This is a genomic window from Treponema sp. UBA7570, from assembly GCA_002477955.1.
Classification (GTDB): Bacteria; Spirochaetota; Spirochaetia; order Treponematales; family Treponemataceae; genus Treponema_D.
Genome location: DLLE01000058.1, coordinates 5,901 through 27,390 on the forward strand (window position 1 = coordinate 5,901; position 21,490 = coordinate 27,390).

Sequence of the window (21,490 nt, forward strand, 5' to 3'; positions counted from 1 at the left end):
CTTTTGCGGAACGAGGAAGTTTACAAAATTTTCGCCTTTAAGGACGGACAGGGATTTCAGCCGGATTTTCTACTGCTTTTGCACGGAAAAAACGACGAGAACGCATATTTTCAGGTTTTTATAGAGCCGAAAGGAAAACATCTTGCCGAAAAAGACAGTTGGAAAGAAGAATTCTTGGAAGAAATTTCAAGCCGGTACGGATTTTCAAAGCCAGTGCGAAAAGAAACTGAGAAATATTGTCTTTTGGGGCTTACGTTCTTTAACGCAGGCGACAAGGCGATGAAAGAAAAATTCCGTGAACGGTTTGAAGAGATTGTGTGAAGGGAAAAGCAAGAAATAACGGACTTGCAATTAAGTGTTTATGCTTTAGACTGAATTTATATTCTTTTTGGAGGCGAAAATGAGTGAGTTTTCTGTTTTCTTTGTTATCGCGGTGGTTTTTCTGCTGGTGATTTTTTTCTGTTCCTACAAGAAAGTTCCTAAGAACAAAATTGGAATCCGTGTCGGGCCGTTCGGAAACAAGACGGTTACAGGAAAGGCGGTTTTTGTGGTTCCGTTTCTTCAGCGCATTGACTACATGACGCTTGAGAACATTCAGGTTGATTTTGTAAGCAAGGAGTCTATTCCGACCCAGGACGCCATAAACATCAAGGTTGACGCTATTGCGAACATCGCGATTTCCCAGGACAACGAGATTATGAAGAAGGCGGCGGCGAAATTCATCGGCTACACGACCGGAAACATCGCCGACATTGTAAAGCCGGTTCTTGAGGGAAATATCCGCGAGATTATAAGCCAGATTAAACTGAAGGATTTGATTCAGGGCGACAAGAAGGTTCTTGCCGAGCAGATTGCGCAGAACGTAAAGCCGAATCTTGAGGACTTGGGGCTTGAGCTTACTACTTTCAATATTCAGAATTTTAAGGATGACAACGGCGTAATCAACAATCTTGGTATCGAGAACACCGTGAGCATTTCAAAGGACGCGGCAAAGGCGAAGGCGGCGGCCGAGGCTGAAATCAAGATTGCGCAGGCGCAGGCCGACAAGGACGCAAACGATGCGCGCGTCGCGGCCGAGCTTGAGATTGCCCAGAAACAGAACGATTTGGCGATAAAGAAAGCCGCGCTCAAGCTCCAGGCGGACACTGAGGCTGCAAAGGCCGAGGCCGCAATGGGAATCGAGACGGAAAACCAGCGCAAGGTTCTTGAAATCAAGGCGGCGGACGCGAACATCGCAAAGCAGGAAAAGCAGATTGAAATTCAGGAAAAGGAAGTCGCAATCAAGGAGAAGGCTCTTGACGCAGATATAAAGAAGACTGCCGAGGCGGACAAATTCGCGGCGGAGCAGAAAGCCGACGCGGAGCTTTACACAAGGCAGCGCAAGGCCGAGGCAGAGGCGTTCGAGCTTCAAAAGCAGGCGGAAGCCGAGGCCTACCAGAAGCAGAAAAAAGCCGAGGCTGAAAAGCTTGCGATGGAAAACGAGGCGGCAGGAAAGAAATCTCTTGCGGAGGCGATTCAGGCGCAGGGCGAGGCGGAAGCCGAGGCAATAAAGGCCAAGCTCGTTGCGGAAGCGGAAGGTATGCGTGAAAAGGCTGAGGCGATGAAGCTTTACGGAGACGCGGCGCGCCAGCAGATGGAGCTTGACGCCCTTAAAGTTTACTTTGAGCAGCTTCCGAAAATTGCGGAGGCTGCAGGAAAGTCTTACCAGAACGTTGATAAAATCTATATGTACGGCGGAGACTCGTCAAAGCTGCAGGCTGACATAATGAAGAACGTTACACAGATAAGCGAGGGCTTGGGCGAGTCGCTCGGAATCGATATGAAGTCTCTTCTTGCTGGATTCATCGGCGGAAAGGCCGCCGGAAACAAAAATGATAAAAAGAATTCCGAAAAAGAGTAGTCTTTTAGCTGAATAAAAACTTCGGAAGAAACATTTTTGAGGTGTGTTCTAAAAATTTGAAATGATCTTTAGTAACACACCTCAAAACTTTTCCTTTTTATCTATTATAGAAAAAATACTATATTTATGTTACATTTTGACCATGGATTATCCAAAAACAAAGAGCGGATATATTGACTTGCTCAGAAATGAAGCGGAGAAAATTTATTCGGATTTATTGAAAACTAAATTCGACTTAAAAAAGAAAGCTTCGGAAATGAACAAGCGGATAAAAACCGCAAAAGACTTTCAATCCTCAAAAATACTTGAAACTGCAAAAAACAGCAGCTGGAAAAATAAAAAACTGCTGAATGAACTGCTTTTATTAACCTATTCCTCATATATTGTCATGCTTGAATATCGGAATGAAATCTGGCCGTATGAATATATGACTTTTTCCCGCAGAATCGGGGAACTTTGGGGAACCTTTCTGCAAGCTCCCTTTCTTTTATCCAGTAAATGAATTAAAAATTATTGATGTTCCTGCATTTCAAGAAATTCAGGATAAAATTCAAAAAGACGCAATAACTTTTATAGAATCTTTGGCGCTTGATGAAAAAACGAAAAAAGAGCTGAAAGAAAAATATGAAATTCCTTGGACTATGGTTGACAGCGGCGGAATCAATTTGAATCTTGATTTGCATTTTGAACAAAACAAAATTCATTATAATTGCGACTTCAAGAGCGGCTTCAGTTCAAATGAAAAAGGAAATACAAACAGGCTTCTACTTGTTGCAAGCATTTTTAAATCTCTAGGTCAGAATGAGAAGCAGATGATCTTTGTCAGGCAGCAGGAAAAGGAAAACAATCATTATTTGCAGACTTTGAAAAATTCCAAACTTTGGGATATTTACTGTGCAGATGAATGTTACAATGCCATAAAAAATTTCACAGGATTCAATATAAGAGAATGGCTTGATAAAAATGCGGACTGGAAATGCGACATAAGCGGCACGTTCAAGAAACATCTTGAAGAAAACGATTTGCTGAAATACTTAACTTGGTAAAGTGAAAAATATGCACGACAGACTTTGCTCATATTATACAGACTCAAAAGAAATCACATCTTATATGGCTTCAATGCTGGATATTAAAGACAATGATATTGTGCTTGAACCGTCGGCAGGAAGCGGACTTTTTATAGACGAACTATTGACTGCAAATAAAAATATTCATATAGACGCGCTTGATATAGATAAAAAAGCAATCTTAATCTTAAAGGAAAAATATAAAAATGAAAGCCGTGTGAATGTCAGGGAAACTGACACATTGTTCGATTCTGAACTGGATTCTTTTCAGGATGCGGCTTTATGGCTGAAAAACACAGACACATTGTTTGATGAAAATTTGGACTTGTTTGAAAAAACATGCGGACATTACACAAAAATAATCGGGAATCCGCCTTACGGAGCATGGCAAGATTACGAAAAACGTGATTTGCTGAAGAAAAAATATCCTGGGCAATATGTAAAGGAGACTTATTCTCTTTTTCTTTTGCGTTGTATATCGGTATTAAAATTCGGCGGAAAACTTTCATTTATCATTCCTGACACTTTTATGTTTTTGAACCTTCATCAGAAATTAAGGAATTTTCTTTTGTCAAAAACAAAAATTTCAGAAATTCTTATCTTTCCGTCAAATTTCTTTCCGGGCGTAAGTTTCGGATACTCAAATCTCTCTATAATTACTCTGGAACGAAGCGACGAACAGTCATCGCTAAAAAATGAAATTTCAGTCTATAAAGGCTTCAAAAATCCTGCGGAATTTTCTTTAATTCATAGCAAACAGGCAGAATTGCCCAATTGTATAGAAAAATTCACTCTAAATCAGGGGGATATTTTCAATTCAGCAGGGCAAAGATTTATTCTTACAGAAAAATCAGAGAACTTTATTTTTAATTCTTCTAAAACTGTCGGAGATGTCGCTGATGTTGTAACAGGCTTTTATTCCGGCGACAACACAAAATTTATACGCGTAAAAGACAAATCGGTAAAAGGCTCTAAGAATTATGAAGTTGTAAATCCAAATAAAGTCATAATCAGCGATTCTATTTGCGGAATTGAAAATTCAGATGAGGCTTATATTCCTTACATAAAAAGCTCTTCAAAGACAAAGTACATAAAGGAAAATGATGAATGGTTTGTCCGCTGGGATAAGAAGACTGTCGAGTATTACAACAGCAATAAAAAATCTCGTTTTCAGAATTCCTCGTTTTATTTCAAGAAAGGCATCGGGCTTCCGATGGTAAAATCAAGCCGCATAAACGCCTTTGTAATGGAAAACAGAGTTTTCGACCAGTCAATCGTAGGAATTTTTCCGAAAGATGAAAGCAAATTTCTGTATCTTCTAGGCCTAATGAACAGCGAGATTGCAAATAAAATTATCCACTTAATAAACCCGACCGCAAACAACTCTTCAAACTACATAAAACAGATTCCGTACAAAGAGCCTGACAAAAAGACTTTTGAAAATGTTTGCAATTTAGTTTCCGTTGCATTGAATTCTGCCGAAAACAACGAAACGGAAAAAAAACTTGCTGTTCAAAGAGAACTGGATTCTATTTTCAATATGATTTACGCCACATAAAAGACAAAAATGCCTTTTGCCTTTTTATTCCATCGACTCCGAGCCGAATCCTAGCGCAGGCTCAACGAGCTTTTTGTTGTCAATATTTTTCTATTTTGTGTTTATTTTGATTTTTGTTGCAATAACCTGAGCTTTTTCATCGCGTAAAATGTATTCAACATCTATATTTTCTTCAGAGATATTTGCTTTTTCTTTTGCCTCTTTTATGATGAGATCTTTTATTTCTTCATCATTTGCTTTGAGCAAAGTTTTCATTGAAGTATTATTGTCAAGGGTAAGAGGCTTTTTTGCGCAGGAAACTGCAAGCGTTGATACTGCAAAACATATTGTCAAAAATTTAAAAAATCTACCCATTCTTGTTTTCTCCTTTTTGCTATGTTAGAAATCAAAGCCGCTATTTATTGCGCTGTTTATACTTTCCGCTGAAGAAAAAAGCGTGTAGTTATAGCCACCGTCAAAAAAAATTAGTTCTATGGCAGTATCTTTTGAGCCAAGAACAACAATGTTCTCTTTTTTATTTTCGATTTTAAAAAGCAGGTCATCTATTAGGTCATCCATATCGTTAACATCGAAAAAACCTTCATTAAATATGTTCAGGTCTGTCCATGATTTTATGGAACTTGTTTCGTCATATACTTTGTCGCCATAAATAGAAATGTAATTGTTTACAACTTTTTCACCATCTTCATTGCATGTTACTACTGAAAGAACTTCATCGCAGCCCGTAAATAGCAATGCCAATAAACATGAAAAAAGCAAAATAGCAAATTTCTTTTTCATAAAAACTCCAATAAAAAGCAAGGTTAAAAACTTCAGTTTTTAGGTTGACTTTTTAAGTTGCTTCGCAACGAAGTGGGAAACAGCCGGTGCCTCCAAAATTGAAGTTTATAAAAATATTAAACCATCTGTTAAATAAATACTAGCAGGCTTAAAAGTTTGTTTTGTTATTTCTTTTCTGCCGTCTCTGGTCGCCGGTAAAATTGCCGGCGGCCAGAAAAAATTGCGGCACAGCCTTTTTGCTTGACAAAGTGCGGGGTGGGGGGGGTAAACTGTTAAATCAATTTTATTTTTGGAGATACTATGAAAAAAATGAATAAAATTTTTGGCTTTGCGGCTGTTTTGCTTTGCGGATTGTTTTTTGAAGGTTGCTCGGAAGAAGATTCAAAGGCTTTGGACGATTTGACAGGGCCTTCTGATACTTGGTGCACCATGCCTGTAACTTATGCTTCTGAAAACGGCTCCTCCAGCACAGTTTTGAATGTCAGCTTTTATTATGCTTCTAAAGAAGTTAAGCCGAATGATTCTTCGACAGGATTGCGTTCTGATATTGAATCGATTCCTGAGGACTCTATTTCTGTTCTTGTAACTCTTGGTTCCGGCGAAACAAATTCTCTTCTTACGACGCTTACTAGCACTCAGTATCTTTTTAAGAGCTTTGGTTCTGTTGACGACTTAACTTCTACGTCTGAAACTTCTTATTCGTATTCGAATATGAAACTTTTTTGGAAAGCGATTTATCTTAAAAACCGTGAGGCATTAAGCAAAGACCAAAATATTCCTCTGCAGCTGCAAAAATCAACACAAAATCGTTATGCAAGTATTTCTGATTTGGAAAATTTTAACTGGAAAAGGCTTCTTGCGACTTATCTTTTGAATAACTTGGAATAGTTTACAAAAAGACTGTTTTTTGTTTGGTTTGAACAGAATTCTTAGCCCAGGCTGTAGCCCCGTAGTCTCAGGCTTTTTGCCTGAGATGGAGCTGTGCGGAAGGGCGAAAGGCTGGAGGAGTGCGGAGATGCGCTCCTCTTTTTTTGCGAATTACTTTGCAGCCCGGCCGTTTATGATTACGGTTCCGATTGTCGGCGATTTTCCTGTCGGAATTGGAATGTCGCCTGTGCCGTTGAGTCCGTAAAGAATTACGCGGATTGTTACGGTTTCGCCTTTTTCGGCTATTACTGTCGGGTAAGCGCGGTAGCTTTTCTTTGTGTTGCGTACCTGACGGTCGGTGTCGTCGGCTATGTTGCCTTTGTTTCCGTTTTTGAGCCACATTATCTGGCAGGCCATGTTGCTTGTTCCGTGGTTTCCGTAAGAAACTTCGATATTTGTTATTTCAATTTTTCTGTTTGCTGTAATCGGGAAGTCGATGTAAACTTTGTCGCGTCCTGTAATAGGTTCGCTGTAACCGCTAAAACTGAGCGCGCCTTTTGCAATGTCAGATGTGATTTTGCCTGAATTGTAAGCCCAGTTTCCTTTTGAAGGAATTGCTTTTGAAACGCTTGCAACTGAAGTGTCGTCGCTTTTTCCTTCGAGTGTTGTTGATGCAGCTTCGCTGTTGAGCCAGATTGCCGAGAATGCGCCTTCTTCCGGTTTTAAGATTTTAAGGTCTGCTTCGCCTTTTACGCCGTTCTGGTCTTTTGAAGTTGCAATTACTTTGATTACGCAGTCTTCTTTTACAGATTTTGCTGTCAGGTAGCCGTTTGGATCGATTTCGGCTGCGTCGGGGTCAGAAACTGACCAGGTGTATTCGTCGTTTGTCGGATTCTGCGGTGTTAGAACTGCGCTCATCTGCATTGTTTTTTTGCCCTGCAGCTGTTTGCGGTTTTTGTAGGTATTTACCTTGATTGCTGTTACCGGGCGGAATGTCAAACTTTCGTCTGGCAGTATTTCGATTTTTGTTATGTAGGTTTTTGTGTCTGCCGTTATTGAAAGCTCGCTGTTATTTTCGTAAACAACGTAGGATTTTGAAAGAGTTGAATCGGTTGTGCCGTTGCTAAAGTAGTAAGAAACAGGCCCCTGTTTTCCGGCTTTGACTGTTCCTGTTCCAAGGTAGTAGCCTGTAACTTTTACAATTGCCTTTGTAGAAAGTGGAATTGTAATTGAATCTCCGGCATTTCCTTCAGCATGAGATTTGCCTTCTTCTTTTGCAAATCCGTTGAGTTTTAGAGCGGAATTGTCTGTTGTGCCGTCAAATGTGTAAACTGTTTTTTTGTCCTGTTCGCCTTTTGCAAGCGCGGAAGACTTGTCTTTTGAAACTTTCCAGCCAGATTTTGCGGCAAGCGAATTGAGATTCCATTCTGTGTCGCTGTCTTTTCTGTATTTGTTGCTCAAAATATCAAAATAGCGGTTTACGATTGCATTGCGTCCGTTAAATTCGTTTTTAACATCTGCCTCTGGAATAATATCGGCGCGATTTTTTGTATTGAGCTTAAGGTTTTTTGCAGTTTTGCTGTCCATCTTCCAGCCGATTATATTCTGCGGAACTCCTGGAGCGGTCAAAGGCTGGTCAAGCCAGATTTCTTTTTCGATTCCGTCCGCCTTTGTGTTGATGTAGGCAATCTGGTTGTAATAGCCTGCTCTCCACGGTGTGCGTCCTAAATATGTTTTTTGGCGAGAGTCTGTTATGAGCTTTGAATTGTAAATTACAAGGCCTTTGCCTGCTGCAGGCCCAATTTCCATGCGAGGCGCTCCAACATAGGCAATTTTTGTTGTGTGCTTTTCGTCGTAAATTGCGTTGATTTCACATTCTTCAAAAAGGGCGACTTTTCCTGTTGTTTCCATCCAGATAAAGTCGGTGTCGCCTTCGACATAGCAGTTGTAGAACCAGGTTTTTCCGGTCGTGCGCAATGTGTCCTGATGAGAAAGGAACGAGCAGTTATAAGCTGCGACAAATCCGCTTCCGTCGTAGCCGAGGGTTTCCGCCTGTGTGTTTGAGCCTTTTACAGAGCCGCGTTCAAAAGTGTTCTGAACGGTAAGATTTTCGAGAATAAGGTTTCCAGTTCCTTCAAATTCAATAATGCAGCGTTTTTTTTGCGCGCTGTCTGCGCGTTTGTTAAGACAGATGTCGCCGTCATTTGATTCGGCAATGATTACGTCCTTTCCGTATTTTTCCGTTGTCTGGCCGGACAGTTTGATTGTTGCCGGTCCGTTGTAATAAAGAACTTCGTTGTAAGTTCCTTTTGGCAGGCTGATTGTGTATTCACCGTCGTCTTTTACAGAATCAATTGCCGCCTGAATTGTGTCGAAAGAAGCATTTGCTCCTTTTCCGGAAATTGTTACTTTAGGAGCGGCGTTTGCAGCAAAGAATGCTCCTGCAGTAAGCAATGCCATAGTCAATTTTTTTAACATGAATTCCTCCGTTTTCAAAAAAATTGTAATTCCACTTCTAATTTAAACATTTGCGCCGTTTGTGTCATCAGACTGAGAGTCATCCTTTAAATTAGGACGGAATTTTTTCGTCTAACCAGCTTTTCGCAGTTCCGCTTTTGCTCCATCCGCCAAAGGCGGACGCTTCGCGCTGCTTCAATCTGGCGTAGGATTTATGTAGAAATAAATAATAAAACGTTATATTTACGCAAAAAAGTTCGGTTTTTTTATGTTTTTTTACGGATTAGTGCTAAAATATATTTATAAGAGTTAAAAAAGTTTTCGAGAGTGTTAACAAAAAATCAAAAGCGCGGGAGGAATCGCTCTTTATGGAACCTTTTGTAACGGTAGAAAACATTTCTGAATCGGATTTTTTAAAGCTGCAAAGCAGAGGTTGGGTTCTTGTCAGCGTAGACAATGCCCCGTCAGATAAATTGATTTACAGTTTTAAGAAGGAACGCTAACAAATAAAAAGTTTTAACATAAGCCTGATTTTGAGTTTTCAAAATCAGGCTTTTTTATGTGAGCACTGGAGCGGTTAAACAAAAACTTTATTTTAAAAATTTTTGCAAGAGATTTATTTTCTATTGGTAAAAATTTTTCATTGTGGTAAACTCAAGCCATGCTTAAAGGTCTAAGTTTAATTCAGCCAAATGATTTGACTGTTTCAGAAATTGACGAGATTTGTGCTCTCGCCGAACAGATTATTGTTGATCCATCTTCTTTTCAGGACGTGTGTCGCGGGAAAATTCTTGCGACACTTTTTTTTGAGCCAAGCACTAGAACGCGCTTGAGCTTTGAAGCGGCTATGCTTCATTTGGGCGGGACTGTCGAAGGTTTTAGCGACGCTTCCAATAGTTCAACTTCAAAAGGCGAAACTTTAGCGGACACAATTCGTGTTGTAAGCTCTTACGTTGATGTAATTGCAATGCGAAGCCCAAAAGAAGGCGCGGCTCTTCTGGCGAGCAAATTTTCAGAATGTCCGATTATCAATGCTGGCGACGGCGGCCATTATCATCCGACGCAAACTTTAACCGACCTTGTTACGATTCGTGCGTTAAAAGGCGGTTTTGAAGGCCACACAATCGGTTTTTGCGGAGACTTGAAATTTGGACGGACTGTTCATTCTCTGACAGAGGCAATGTGCCGTTACAAAAATGTAAGATTCGTTTTTATAAGCCCGGAAGAATTAAAAATTCCTGACTGGGTTTCTAATTTTTTGGACGAAGCTAATATTCCTTATTCGGCTGCAACCCGTCTGGAAGATGTAATCGGTGATCTTGATATTCTTTATATGACAAGGGTTCAAAAGGAGCGCTTTTTTAATGAGCAGGATTACCTGCGTTTGAAGGACAGTTATATTCTCGACAAGTCAAAAATGGAGCTTGCCCGAAAAGATATGATTGTTTTGCATCCGCTTCCTCGCGTAAACGAGATTTCTCCGGAAGTTGATTCTGATCCGCGCGCCGCCTACTTTAAGCAGGTAAAATATGGAATGTATGCGAGAATGGCTCTTATTGCAAAAATTCTGGGGGTTCTGTAATGCTTAATGTTGATACAATAAAAAACGGCCTTGTAATCGACCACATAAAGGCAGGCTGCGGCCCGCAAATTTTTCATTGGCTTGGACTTGATAAGGCAAGTTTTACAAGTGCGCTGATTATGAATGTTCCAAGCAAAAAAGCTGAGAGAAAGGACATAATTAAAATCGACAATATCATAAATATTGATTTTTCGGTTTTGGGTTTTGTAGATCCAAATATTTGCGTTAATATAATAAAAGACGAAAAAATAGTCCGCAAAATTAGAATGGAACTTCCAGACCGTGTAGAAAACGTTATAAAATGCAAAAATCCGCGCTGTATAACAATGACCGAGCATTATGTTCCTCAGGTTTTTATTCTTGCTGACAGAAAAAAGGCAACTTACCGCTGCGAATACTGCGATGCTTTCTATACTGCAGGAAAAATTGAATAAGTTTTAACAAGGAAAATAAAATGGACTCCAAAATACTGATTATTTACAATGCAATTTTAGTAGATTCTTCGATAGAAAATCCCGGACTTGTTGTTGTAAAAGACGGCAAAATCTGCGGAGTTTTTCTTGGCGAAATTAAAAATTCTGAAACGGCTCTTGTTATAGCTAGATCTGTTTTGCCGGAAGTTAAGGGAAATCCTGTTTTTTTTGACGCAAAAGGACTTGTTTTGATGCCGTCATTTGTTGATATGCACGTGCATTTTCGTTATCCAGGGCAGACTCAAAAAGAAGACCTTGATTCTGGTTTAAAGGCGGCGGCGGCAGGAGGCTTTGGAACAGTTGTTGCAATGCCGAATACTGCGCCTGTTGTTTCTAGCGCTAAGCTTGCCCGGCAGATAATGAGCGAGGCGTCAGAAAAAAAACTTGCGCGCGTTTTTCAGACTGTAAGCATTACAAAAAATTTTGAAGGCGAAGATGTTTCTGAAATTCAAAACCTTTCAGTTGAGGAATTTCCTGTAATCAGCGAGGACGGACACGAAGTTGCAAATTCTGCTGTTATGCTTGAAGGAATGAAATCTGCTGGAAAAAAAAGCATAATCGTTAGCTGCCACTGCGAAGATCCTTCTTTAGCAGCCGCTGCAAGACCGTATCGTCAGCGTGCATTAAAGTTTATGGAAAATTACAATATCCCCGCCGGCAAGGTGAATGCAGTAACGCAGAATGTTCCAGATTCTGTAAATTTTGAAATTGACGGCTGTCTGACGGCGGCAAACCAGCTTTTGGCTCTTGCGGAAGATGCGGCGACAGAGCGGAATATCGAAATTGCAAAAACTGCCGGCTGCCATATTCATGTTTGCCATTGTTCTACAGCAATCAGCATGGACGCAGTGAGACGCGCAAAATTCCTTAAAAAAGAAGGAAAAACTTCAGCAGACTTTGAATGTACTGTCGAAGTAACGCCTCATCATATCGGACTGGTTGGCACTGATTCTCCATATCTTCGTGCGCTCGTAAATCCGCCTCTTAGAAGCGAAGAAGACCGTTCTGCCCTTATTGCCGCAATAAAAGATGGAACTGTTGATGTGATTTCGACAGACCATGCGCCTCATACTCAGCAGGACAAGGCCGCTGGAAGTCCAGGTTTTACCGGGCTTGAAACTTCGTTCGCTGTGTGCAATACGGTTCTTGTAAAACGAGAAGGCTTGAGCTTGTGCCGTCTGAGCCAGCTTATGTCCGAAAATCCTGCAAAACTTTTAAAGCTTAATTCAGGAAAACTCTCTCCAGGTTACGAAGCGAATCTTGTTCTCGTAGATCCAGATGAGCAGTGGACAGTCTGTTCAGAAAAATTCCAGAGCAAAGGAAAATCAACGCCGTTTGAAGGTCAAAGACTTACCGGACGTGTTCATAAGACTTTTTATCTGGGGAACCAGGTTTATTCACTGGACTAGAAAATTAGAAAAATTGGAGCATAGCTTTTTGTAAAAAAACAGTTTTTTGCTCCGTTTTTTTTTACATAAAAAAAGCCAGGGTGTCTATACACAAGACTGCAAAAAGTGTGCTGCTGGGTTCCCCCTCTGACACGGTGCTTAAAGCAGACTTTGCTAGATCCTGGCAATACAGAGAATCTATCATATCGGAATATAAAAATCAATACACAGTCTGTTTTATGTTTTATTCAATCTTGTATAGCAAAAGTTTTATGTCAAAAATTTGCTCTTAACGTTCGTATTTTTTTGTTTTTTTGTATATTTTCTTAAAATAGTGATATAATTTAATAATCTTAAAAGTATTAGGAGTACACGTATGAAGAAAACAATTCTTGCAGCTCTCATGGCTGGCTCGTTTATTGCAAGTGCTTTTTCTGCAACTGTAATAAAGCTAGGCTACTCGACAGGTTCATCTGATCCTCGCGCTGTAGCTTCAAAGTTGTTTAAGGAAGAAGTTGAAAAAAATTCAAAAGGGAGCATTACTGTTGAGCTTTATGACAGTTCAAAACTTGCATCAATTGGAATGAAAGCTTCGGACACAAACCTTATTGAAAGCATTATCAATAAGGGCCCTGTTGATATGACAGTATCAAGCGCTGGAAATTTTGGTATTTATGCTACAAACGTAGGCGTTTCGGCTTTGCCGTTTCTTTTTACAGATTTTGACAAGGCATGGAAATTCATGGACAGCGATATTGTAAAAGGCGTTAATAAAGAGCTCGAATCGTCTAACATTGTAGTTCTTGCTCATTATGACAATGGTTTCCGCTGTGTTACTACAACAAACCGCCCGGTAACAAAAGTTGCAGACATGAAAGGTCTTAAAATCAGAACCCCTGCAAACCAGATTGTAATGGAGACAATGACAGCTTTGGGCGCCCGTCCAGAACCTCTTGATTTTGGAAAATTGCCGGCCGCATTAAAAGCAGGACAGTTTGACTCTCAGGAAAATCCTATTCCTGTAATTTACAACAACAAGCTTTATCAGGTTCAGAAATATCTTGCAATTACAAACCATAGTTACGATGCAATGCCGCTCGTAATCAAAAAAGATGTTTGGAATAAACTTTCTGCTGCTGAAAAGAAAGTTGTTCAGGATGCGGCAATCAAAGCACAAAACCTTAACAGAAATCTTGTAAAAGAGCAGACAAACAGCCTTGTTGCAAGCCTTAAAAAAGAAGGAATGGTTGTAACAAGTCCAGATCTTGGAGAATTCAAAAAGGCTACACAGAGCGTATTTGAAATCTTCTCTGAAATTTACGGAAAAGACCTTATGGACAAGGTTATTGCATTTACGAAATAATAAATTGTAAAACTCGAAAATAAGGGTAAATAAAAAAAGAGCGGGCGTTGTTTTCAACGCCCGCTCTTTTTTGCTGTTTATGATCTGCTTAAACCTTGAACTGTCCGAGCTGCCTGCTCATAGTGCCAATGTTGTCTTTTGTGCTTTCTGCAAGTGTAGAAACGTTTTGCGTAGCTTCGCCAATTTGCTGCATTCCAAGTGTCATTTCGTCCATGCTGCCGAGAATTGTCGCTGAGATTTGAGAAACATTGTTCATATCTCTTGAAACGTTTGCAATTCCTCCCTTCATATCGTCTGCTTTTTTATTTACTTCACCAGACTGATCTCTCATTCTTGCTAAAAATTCGAATATCTGTTTTGAAGCAGTCTGCTGTTCTCCCATTGCACCGTCAATTTCTTGAATTATCGAATCTGTTGAATTCAGTTTTGAAACAATTGCTTCAAAAGCTGTGCTGGATTCGTGGGAAAGTTCAACAACTTCCTGGATTGAAGTGGAAATTTCCTTTAATTCGGAAGAAATTGTCTTTGTTTGTGCGCTTGAAGTTTCTGCCAGTTTTCTGATTTCTTCTGCGACAACGCTAAAGCCTTTTCCTGCTTCTCCTGCGTGCGCAGCTTCAATTGCGGCGTTCATTGCAAGCAAGTTTGTTTCTGAGGCAATTTGAGAGATAATTCTGTTTGCCTGGATCAAAGTTTTTGACTGTTCTGCAATCTGTGTAACTTTTTTATCAACGCTTGCAAGCTTTGAGCTTCCATCGCCGACTGTCGTTGAGAGTTCTTCAAAACTGTCAGCCATTTTTCCTGCGGAAGTTGTTACTGTCGAAATGTTCCCGAGCATTTCTTCAATTGCGGCAGACGACTGTGCAATTCCCGCTGCCTGGCCTTCTATCAGTTCTGAAAGCTTGTCGACTGTTTCCGAAGAAGACTCCAAAACCGAAGATGTGTTTATAACAGAATCGGACTGATTTTTTGACTGTTTTCGTACGCTTTCAATATTTGCGAGAATTTCCGATGCGGCGGAAGCTGAACCCTGCGCGCTTTGTTCAAGACTTTCGCTTGCTTCGTTAAGCGCTTTTTGAGAAAGATTCAAATCCTGAATAATTTTTTGAAGCATTTCGACAAATTTGTTTACATCGGAAGCGAGTCCAGAGAATTCATCGTTTCCTTTAACAGGAATTCTTACCGTCAAATCGGCATCTCCAGAGGAAAGATTTCCGACTGCCTTTCTGACTTTTTCGAGAGGATTTATTATTTTTTTATAGATTGCAAATGAAAGAACTGCAAGAAGAAGCGCTGAGAATAAAACAATTGCTCCGATTAACGAGCGGAAAATTGAACTTGAAAGACTTTTTGCAATGTCCAAAGTTTTTCCGATAAAAAGTGTTGTTAAAAAGTTTCCATCATCGTCATAAAACGGAAAGTAATAAGAAACGTAGTGATGACCTTTAAAAACTGACTGCAAAATAACTGGTTTTCCGTTTTTTACAGATTCAAATAGCTCGTCGTCATCGAGAGTTGTTCCTGTCATATCGTTTAGCGAAGTTACGTAGCGAGTGTTTCCGTCAAAAATTGTAAAATCGCAGTCGCTGTATGAAGCTGCCTCTTTAACGACATCTTCGGTCGAAACTGGAGTCCTTATTTCAACAGCGCCAAAAATAGTATTTTCTGATTTTAGAGGAAGAATAACTGTTGCATAAATGTCTGCCCCGTCCTTTTCGAATTTTGCAACTTCTTTTCCAGTTAAAACTTCGCGGATAACGGCTGTTTTTGGTACGACACCATATTTTGGACTTGAAACCTGCATTCCAAAGCTGTTAAAAAATACAATATTTTTTGCGCCGTAATATTCTCTTGCGCCAATGGCAAAACTGTTCATGATTGTTCTGTCAAAGCCGTATTCTGGATATATTGTTGCGTATGCAAGCTGAATGTTTGCGGCTGTTGATTGCGCCTGCTCCAAAGTGTTGTTCATTTCTTTGGTAAGGATTTTTGATTGATCTTTGATTTCGCTGGCAAAATAAGAAACAATTCCGCTTGAAAGCCTGTTGTTTACGACAAAGACTACGATGGTTGCGTAAAGAACAACCCCGATTGCAAGTAGAATTGTGATAAATTTTGCAATAGATTTTTGTTTTGTAGCATTTTTCATAATAGAAAACCTCATTCGATCATTATAACTTGACTAGGCTTTATTCGCAAAGTCAAACAGAGTTCTTTTTTTTATATTTGGTAAATAATATTGAAATTTATCGGTTTGCAATATTTAATTATTGATTTTTATTTTTTTGTAAAAAAATCTGTTTTTTTATGCTTCTATTTGCATTTATTCAATGTGCTGATATATAATTGTAGAATGTATTTTAGGCAAATGCTTGAACCGCCTCCCGCGCTTGTAAAAAACGGACACGCGCTTTTCGGAACTTTTGCGGGGCATGTTTCTCAGCTTGACATTCGTGGATTGCACTCGCCGTTCGGCGGAGTTCCTCTTCCTGTACTCATTTCAAATTTTCGTATAAAAAGTTCCATTCTTTTTAATTTTAATGCCGGACCTTACCAGGGATTAATCAGTTTTTTTGACAATAAAATGTTTGGGCTTGTAGAAATTGATTTATGGAATAAAGAAAACGGCCGCAAATATGTTTACAGAAATTTGATGGGACCAAGACATCGTTTTATTCCTCATAATCTTGAACAGGGATTTTGTGCAAGTTTTAATTCACGGCGTTATGTGCGAATCAGCTGGGATCACAAGCGTGATAGAATTTCGATAATTTTTAATCTAAAGGGAACTTCTGTAAGTCCTTCTGTCCAGGCGGCTTTAACTGGGCATTTTTCTGACCCTGCTTCTAACGAAGTTACGCAGTGCGTTCCTCTAAAATCAAGGCGGCGTTGCTGTGCAACTTATGTAACTTCTCAAAAATTGCGTGGAACACTTACGATCGGCAAAACAAAAAAATCTGCCGGACAGGTTATAGATGTGGAGAATGAAACATCTGTTTTTTCGATAAAACGTGCGTATTATGGTTACAGAACTCAGGAACAAAAAATTTTTGCTTCCGGAGATTTTAAAGGAAGAAGCATTTCTTTTGTGCTTAATAATTCTCTGGATTCTGTTTCTCTTCAAGAAGCTGTAAATCAGAATATTTTGATGGTCGATGGAAACTGCACGGCTCTTCCGCCTGTAAAGATGACGCAGCCTTTTGGCGTAAACAAAAAGTGGATAATTCAAGATACAGAAAACATGGTGGACTTGACTTTTGTTCCTGTTTCTAAAATTTACCGGGAACTGAGTCTTTTTGCTTTTAAAATCGTGGTATTAAACCTTTATGGAAAATTTGAAGGTGTTTTTAAGACAAAAGACGGAGAAGATATAACTGTAAGCGGTTTTGGCGGCGTTGCCAGAGAGCAGTTGTTGAGGGTTTGAAAATGAGCGATGAGTTTGGTCAAAAAAAAGTCGAACAGTCTTGGGAACCTGGGACTCTCGATGCAACAAGAAGAGCGATAGGTCCGATCGACAAGGAAGAAGCTATCAGAATGACAAAGCTTCTTGGCGGCGAAATTTTGCAGGAAAAATCGGCGCCGATTGATTATTCAGCATTCCCTCAAAAAGAAAGGCATTACTCGCACAGGGCAAATGGCCGTTCGGCGGCGGATGTTGCTTCTTTGTCGGAAAATGCAGCCCAGACAAAAAATTCAAATTCATCTTCAGAACAAAAAAAAGGCGACAAATACGGTTATGTTCCAAAAACGGCCCGAAAAAGAGAAGAAAACGGACTGCCAGAAATTTCTTCAAAAGAACGCAGTTTAATGGACAAACTGATGATGAGCGAAGATTACAAAATCAAGCCGAATTTTGGAATTTTTAATTTTGTCCGCTATCTTAAAAAAAATGGAACTGAGCTTTTGCGTCCAAGCTACATTTCTTACGACTTGCAGAATCATCTTGAACACTACCAAAGTTTTTTAACGACAGTAAAATCTTTAATTCAAATAAGCCCGGAAACTTATAAATCAAAAATTGTCAGCAGCCAGGAGACAAAATTCAAGTTTTTGAGGACTGTCGGCGGCTGGACAATGAAAAATTTAAAGATTTTGATACTCGACGTTCAAGAGCATCCGGAAGAAGTTACAGTTGCAATGATGCAGCCGATTGTAAAGACTGTTTATAAGGATTTGCTTAAAATTTATTACATTGGCGAAAACACAATTCCGCGCTTTTTTAAGGAAATTTACAGCGATTTAATGAAATATCCAAATTCGGATCAAAAAAAGCTGATTATGCTTTCTAAGCAGGGAATTACCGACTGGCTTTATGTTTACACTCAGATTATAAAAGGAATGTATCCGCTTTTAATGCGGATGTGCAGTCCGAAATTTGAATATTTTCCGGCTTTTTTTACAGAAGAAACTGCAAATATTCTTTCTTTTCTCGGAATTTCTAAATTCGACATAATTCTTCCAGAAAAAAAAGAAGATGCAAAAGCGGCTCAGCAGAAGGCGGAGCAGGAACGCAGGCAAAAGGAAGAAGAACGCAAAAAAAACAATCCGGAACTTCAGCGCGGAAAGCATACAGAAATCGTGGACGCCGGAATAAAGCTTCTTGAAAGGCTTTTTCCAGATGCCGGCTTTTCGAGGCTTGATTCTATGCCGGACTTGTATCCGTATTTTCAGCCGATTTATGAATTCCGCGACGGTTATAATCTTTTGAATCCGCAAAACCCAATGCAGGTTGTTGTTACGCTTTTGAGAATTATCGAAGATTTGTTTCAAGGATGCCGAAATATTGTTTTTACGGAAGAAGATGATGGAACTCAATTCAAGTCAAAAAAAAAGACGGACAAGCTTTCAGTTGCCCTCAATGAATGGACAGTTTACCGCGAAGAGCTTTTTGAAAAAAAATACTGCGAGCAGCTTTGCGATTTTGTAAACCAGCAGTATTCTCAGGGCGATTTTAAAAATTCACTTTTTGGAAAAAAACTTTTAACTTCGATTTTGTGGCAGACAAAATATAATTTTTTGCCGCATTTTGAATTTGAACAGCTTTTGCTTGAAAAGCCTGCAAATGACGACAAATATATTCCGCTTTGTCTGCGCACTGATTTTCTGCGCCAGAATTTGACTTCACTTTCTAAAGAAATTGACAAACAGTCAGGAACGAAAGGGCTCGTTTTAGGAATTTCAAATCCTTGGGAAAAATACGAATTCGATATTCCAAACCCAGTTTCAAAAAGGCTTGATGTGCTTTTAGGCAGAAAATCTCAAGGCGAAAGCGCCGCGACAAATGCTAACCTGATAAAATATGCAATGTGCCTTGTGAGTGTTCTCGATTGGTGGATTAACAATGTTGAAAGTCCTGCATACTCTTGCAGTTCGGAAAACATCTACAGAATTTCTGAAAAAGACGGCGGTCCTGCTTTTAGCGTGCCTGTGCGTGATGACCAAAACAGGCTTTTTGCAGAAAGCATAAAAAATCTTCAAAAGGCAGCCAAAAACTGAGACAATTGAGCTAAAAAAATCAATTCAGTATATTATTTTTTATATGTGGATTTTATTTGCGGTTGGCTCGTCAGTTTTTGCAGCATTAACTTCGATTCTTGCAAAGGTTGGAATTGAAGGTGTAAATTCAAACCTTGCAACTGCCATAAGAACGTTTGTTGTGCTTTTGATGGCATGGGGAATGGTCTTTTTGACGCACTCTCAAAACGGCATTTTAAATATTGGAAGGCGCAGCTGGATTTTTTTGATTTTGTCTGGGCTTGCAACAGGAGCGTCTTGGCTTTGTTATTACAAGGCTTTGCAAATCGGAGAGGCATCGAAAGTTGTTCCAATCGATAAGATGAGCACGGTCTTGACTTTGATTCTCGCTTTTGTATTTTTACACGAACAGTTTACTTTAAAATCACTGCTTGGCTCGATTCTTCTTGCCGCCGGAACACTTGTAATGGTTTTGTAGATTTTTTCTTTTGTTTTATAAAGAATTGTGAACTGTAAAGATTTTTGAAAACAAAAAACAGTCCAAAGCGCCATTTTTTTTGTCAGCTCTGGACTGTTTTTTTTAGGGCTAGATATTTTTGTTGTTTTCGTTGGAATCGGTTTGTTCTGAATCGTCATGATTTTCGGTTACGACAGAATCAGGAACAACTGTAATTGGACGGTTTCTCCACTGCAAAATTGCGCTGAAAACGCCCGCAAAGATTAAGATTGCGCCGCAGATTCCCACGATTATGCCGCCTGCCGTTTTTGAAGGAATGATAAAAAGTGCGATTGCAAGAATTACAAGGACGATGGTTTCGATTAAAGACTGTTTTATCATAATGCCGTTGCGGTGAAGCTTTAAAATTCCATAAACTTCAAGTCCTGCAGAAACAAGCAGGTATCCGCCAAGCACGTAGGCCATAATTTTCCATATAACCGCCGCAGTTACAATAGGCAGAATAACAGCAACTGTTCCTACGGCAATGCTTAAAATTCCGCGTATAGTCATCATAAGGCGATAATCTGGATCTAAAACAAGGTTTCTGGTTGCAACCATTATAAAAACACCGTCAATAACAGAAGCAATTCCAAGCATAATTACTGCAAAGGCAATAAAGGTTTGCGGACTGAGCAACATTAAAAGTCCGATAACAGCAACTAAAACAGATAGTACAAATTTATTTTTATCCATATTTAAAATATAACCATACAGCCGGCTTTTAGTCTATAAAAAATCGGGTTAAACTAAAAATTGTTATTCTTATTTTGAAAAACAAGCTTTTGATTACAATTTTCTTTATTTTTGTCCAATATATCTCAACTTTTCTTAAAAAAACAAAAAAAAACACTTTTGTGTGCTTGACATAAATATTCAAAAAATATATCTTAATAGAGCATCAACTGGAGCGATGGCCGAGCGGTCGAAGGCGGCGGTCTTGAAAACCGTTATACAGCAATGTATCGGGGGTTCGAATCCCTCTCGCTCCGTTTTTTTTGATGACGCCTGGAGGTGTGGTAGAGCGGTAATACAACGGATTGCTAATCCGTCAGTTCCTTACGGGCTGGGCAGGTTCAACTCCTGTCGCCTCCGAGAAACGAACGCTTCCTTCAAAGTGTTGTTAAACTGTTTGAGATTGTAGCTCAGTTGGATTAGAGCGCCACCCTGCGGAGGTGGAGGTCGCACGTTCGAATCGTGTCAGTCTCACGAAAATTGCACCGGTCAAAAAGACCGGTTTTTTTATGCCCGTCATTGTTTTGTAATTTTTTTAATTTTTCCTTGAAAAACTCTTTTTATTTCGCTACTATTCCTGCATAAATTTATTTAATTTGGCAAAGAAGCCGTAAGAATCTTGTAATGAGCAGTTATTCTGCCTGTTACAACGTTTTTACGGCTTTTTTTATGGGTAAAAAAATGATGGTTGAAAAAATTTTAAATCAACTAAAAGGAACAAACGAAGCGGAAATTATTTTTCAGATGGAAAATGCTTATAATAAAATTTCTAATGAACAGAATAAATGGTACGAAAAATCTTGTTTTACCTGCGTAAGCGGCTGCGGTGAGTGCTGCCGGAATTTTGAGCCGGATTTGCTTGAATGTGAAGCTTTGTACATGGCGGCTTGGCTTATGGAAAATCAGCCGGAAACTGCAAATAAGATTGCAGAAGGAAAGTTTCCTTTTGAAAAAAACAAGGGCTGTCCGTTTTGGGATGAAAATGATTCATATCATTGCACAATTTACGGAGGCCGTTCCTGCATTTGCCGTCTGTTTGGCGGCTGTGGAAGCCGTTCTAAAAACGGCAAAGTTATGTTTAAACCATGCAAATTTTATCCGGCAGAAAAGTTGTCTCAGTTTAAAACTCCTCTTGCGCATAAAAATTATATGCAGGACGAAATTTTGGATATTTTTGGAACTGTTCCTCCTGTTATGAGTGATTTAATGGAAGAAGTTGAGAATTTAAATCCGCAGGTCAAACGGACAAAGCTGATTCGCGACAGTCTTCCTGAAACTGTCCGCCGTCTAAAATGGATTATTTCGATGAACGGGCAGGGGCAGTGACGTTTTTTTTGTTTCTTTGACTTTGA

General features: G+C 39.5%; 18 protein-coding genes, 3 tRNA genes, 1 other RNA gene and 1 pseudogene. 17 read left to right on the forward strand and 6 right to left on the reverse strand.

Features of this window, described 5'->3' with window-relative positions:
• The 4 genes and pseudogenes from B4N75_RS07700 to B4N75_RS07715 form a co-directional block, all read left to right on the forward strand.
• Window positions 1-321 (forward strand): annotated as a pseudogene (locus B4N75_RS07700) (hypothetical protein); the annotation flags it as partial.
• 79 nt (window positions 322-400) lie between these two features.
• A complete protein-coding gene (locus tag B4N75_RS07705; protein WP_296668068.1) occupies window positions 401-1,900 on the forward strand; it encodes a flotillin family protein in 1,500 nt (499 codons plus the stop codon).
• 581 nt (window positions 1,901-2,481) lie between these two features.
• Window positions 2,482-2,946, forward strand: a complete 465-nt coding sequence (locus tag B4N75_RS07710; RefSeq protein WP_296668066.1) for a hypothetical protein — start codon at window positions 2,482-2,484, stop codon at window positions 2,944-2,946.
• 10 nt (window positions 2,947-2,956) lie between these two features.
• A complete protein-coding gene (locus tag B4N75_RS07715) occupies window positions 2,957-4,525 on the forward strand; it encodes an Eco57I restriction-modification methylase domain-containing protein (RefSeq protein ID WP_296668070.1) in 1,569 nt (522 codons plus the stop codon).
• Between the two features lie 90 nt (window positions 4,526-4,615).
• Here the strand turns inward: B4N75_RS07715 and B4N75_RS07720 are convergent, their stop codons facing one another.
• The gene (locus B4N75_RS07720) at window positions 4,616-4,879 is read right to left on the reverse strand and encodes a hypothetical protein (protein ID WP_296018804.1); all 264 of its coding nucleotides are present in this window, start codon (window positions 4,877-4,879) and stop codon (window positions 4,616-4,618) included.
• A gap of 24 nt (window positions 4,880-4,903) precedes the next feature.
• Window positions 4,904-5,305 (reverse strand): hypothetical protein, encoded by a 402-nt coding sequence (locus tag B4N75_RS07725; protein WP_296668064.1) that lies wholly within the window; start codon window positions 5,303-5,305, stop codon window positions 4,904-4,906.
• 300 nt (window positions 5,306-5,605) lie between these two features.
• Between B4N75_RS07725 and B4N75_RS07730 the strand changes: the two genes are divergently transcribed.
• Window positions 5,606-6,193 carry a hypothetical protein gene (locus B4N75_RS07730; protein WP_296668062.1) on the forward strand — a complete coding sequence of 196 codons (588 nt, stop codon included), beginning with the start codon at window positions 5,606-5,608 and terminating at the stop codon, window positions 6,191-6,193.
• A 150-nt stretch (window positions 6,194-6,343) separates the two neighbouring features.
• On the opposite strand, the gene B4N75_RS07735 is transcribed toward B4N75_RS07730, so the two are convergent.
• Window positions 6,344-8,650, reverse strand: a complete 2,307-nt coding sequence (locus tag B4N75_RS07735) for a pectinesterase family protein (protein WP_296668060.1) — start codon at window positions 8,648-8,650, stop codon at window positions 6,344-6,346.
• Between the two features lie 347 nt (window positions 8,651-8,997).
• Between B4N75_RS07735 and B4N75_RS07740 the strand changes: the two genes are divergently transcribed.
• From B4N75_RS07740 to B4N75_RS07755, 4 genes are all read left to right on the forward strand, one after another.
• A complete protein-coding gene (locus B4N75_RS07740; protein ID WP_296018766.1) occupies window positions 8,998-9,132 on the forward strand; it encodes a hypothetical protein in 135 nt (44 codons plus the stop codon).
• 158 nt (window positions 9,133-9,290) lie between these two features.
• Complete coding sequence (gene pyrB, locus B4N75_RS07745) at window positions 9,291-10,211, forward strand: aspartate carbamoyltransferase (protein WP_296667768.1); 921 nt, start codon at window positions 9,291-9,293, stop codon at window positions 10,209-10,211.
• Window positions 10,211-10,645 carry an aspartate carbamoyltransferase regulatory subunit gene (locus tag B4N75_RS07750; RefSeq protein WP_078930873.1) on the forward strand — a complete coding sequence of 145 codons (435 nt, stop codon included), beginning with the start codon at window positions 10,211-10,213 and terminating at the stop codon, window positions 10,643-10,645. Before pyrB ends, B4N75_RS07750 begins: the two co-directional genes overlap by 1 nt.
• Before the next feature lie 20 nt (window positions 10,646-10,665).
• Entirely contained in the window at window positions 10,666-12,093 is a 1,428-nt protein-coding gene (locus tag B4N75_RS07755) for a dihydroorotase (RefSeq protein WP_296667766.1), read from the forward strand.
• Window positions 12,094-12,163: 70 nt separating this feature from the next.
• On the opposite strand, the gene ffs is transcribed toward B4N75_RS07755, so the two are convergent.
• An RNA gene (gene ffs, locus B4N75_RS07760) (signal recognition particle sRNA small type) lies at window positions 12,164-12,259 on the reverse strand.
• 189 nt (window positions 12,260-12,448) lie between these two features.
• Here ffs and B4N75_RS07765 point away from each other — a divergent pair.
• Window positions 12,449-13,435 carry a TRAP transporter substrate-binding protein gene (locus tag B4N75_RS07765; RefSeq protein ID WP_296018730.1) on the forward strand — a complete coding sequence of 329 codons (987 nt, stop codon included), beginning with the start codon at window positions 12,449-12,451 and terminating at the stop codon, window positions 13,433-13,435.
• Between the two features lie 88 nt (window positions 13,436-13,523).
• Here the strand turns inward: B4N75_RS07765 and B4N75_RS07770 are convergent, their stop codons facing one another.
• Window positions 13,524-15,581: a methyl-accepting chemotaxis protein gene (locus B4N75_RS07770; RefSeq protein WP_296018724.1), complete on the reverse strand. Its 2,058-nt coding sequence runs from the start codon at window positions 15,579-15,581 to the stop codon at window positions 13,524-13,526.
• A 219-nt stretch (window positions 15,582-15,800) separates the two neighbouring features.
• Between B4N75_RS07770 and B4N75_RS07775 the strand changes: the two genes are divergently transcribed.
• The 3 genes from B4N75_RS07775 to B4N75_RS07785 are packed head-to-tail and all read left to right on the forward strand — an operon-like array spanning window position 15,801 to window position 19,385.
• Entirely contained in the window at window positions 15,801-16,856 is a 1,056-nt protein-coding gene (locus B4N75_RS07775) for a DUF2804 domain-containing protein (protein ID WP_296018717.1), read from the forward strand.
• Window positions 16,857-16,858: 2 nt separating this feature from the next.
• Window positions 16,859-18,928, forward strand: a complete 2,070-nt coding sequence (locus B4N75_RS07780) for a hypothetical protein (protein WP_296667763.1) — start codon at window positions 16,859-16,861, stop codon at window positions 18,926-18,928.
• A 43-nt stretch (window positions 18,929-18,971) separates the two neighbouring features.
• A complete protein-coding gene (locus tag B4N75_RS07785) occupies window positions 18,972-19,385 on the forward strand; it encodes an EamA family transporter (protein ID WP_296018703.1) in 414 nt (137 codons plus the stop codon).
• A 108-nt stretch (window positions 19,386-19,493) separates the two neighbouring features.
• On the opposite strand, the gene B4N75_RS07790 is transcribed toward B4N75_RS07785, so the two are convergent.
• A complete protein-coding gene (locus tag B4N75_RS07790) occupies window positions 19,494-20,099 on the reverse strand; it encodes a DUF308 domain-containing protein (RefSeq protein WP_296667761.1) in 606 nt (201 codons plus the stop codon).
• Window positions 20,100-20,310: 211 nt separating this feature from the next.
• Between B4N75_RS07790 and B4N75_RS07795 the strand changes: the two genes are divergently transcribed.
• The 4 genes from B4N75_RS07795 to B4N75_RS07810 all read left to right on the forward strand — a co-directional run bounded on the left by B4N75_RS07795 (window position 20,311) and on the right by B4N75_RS07810 (window position 21,464).
• Window positions 20,311-20,395, forward strand: a tRNA-Ser gene (locus B4N75_RS07795).
• A gap of 18 nt (window positions 20,396-20,413) precedes the next feature.
• Window positions 20,414-20,498: transfer RNA gene (locus tag B4N75_RS07800), tRNA-Ser, on the forward strand.
• A 39-nt stretch (window positions 20,499-20,537) separates the two neighbouring features.
• Window positions 20,538-20,612 (forward strand) — tRNA-Arg (locus B4N75_RS07805).
• 150 nt (window positions 20,613-20,762) lie between these two features.
• The gene (locus tag B4N75_RS07810) at window positions 20,763-21,464 is read left to right on the forward strand and encodes a YkgJ family cysteine cluster protein (protein ID WP_296667759.1); all 702 of its coding nucleotides are present in this window, start codon (window positions 20,763-20,765) and stop codon (window positions 21,462-21,464) included.
• Window positions 21,465-21,490: the final 26 nt, after the last annotated feature.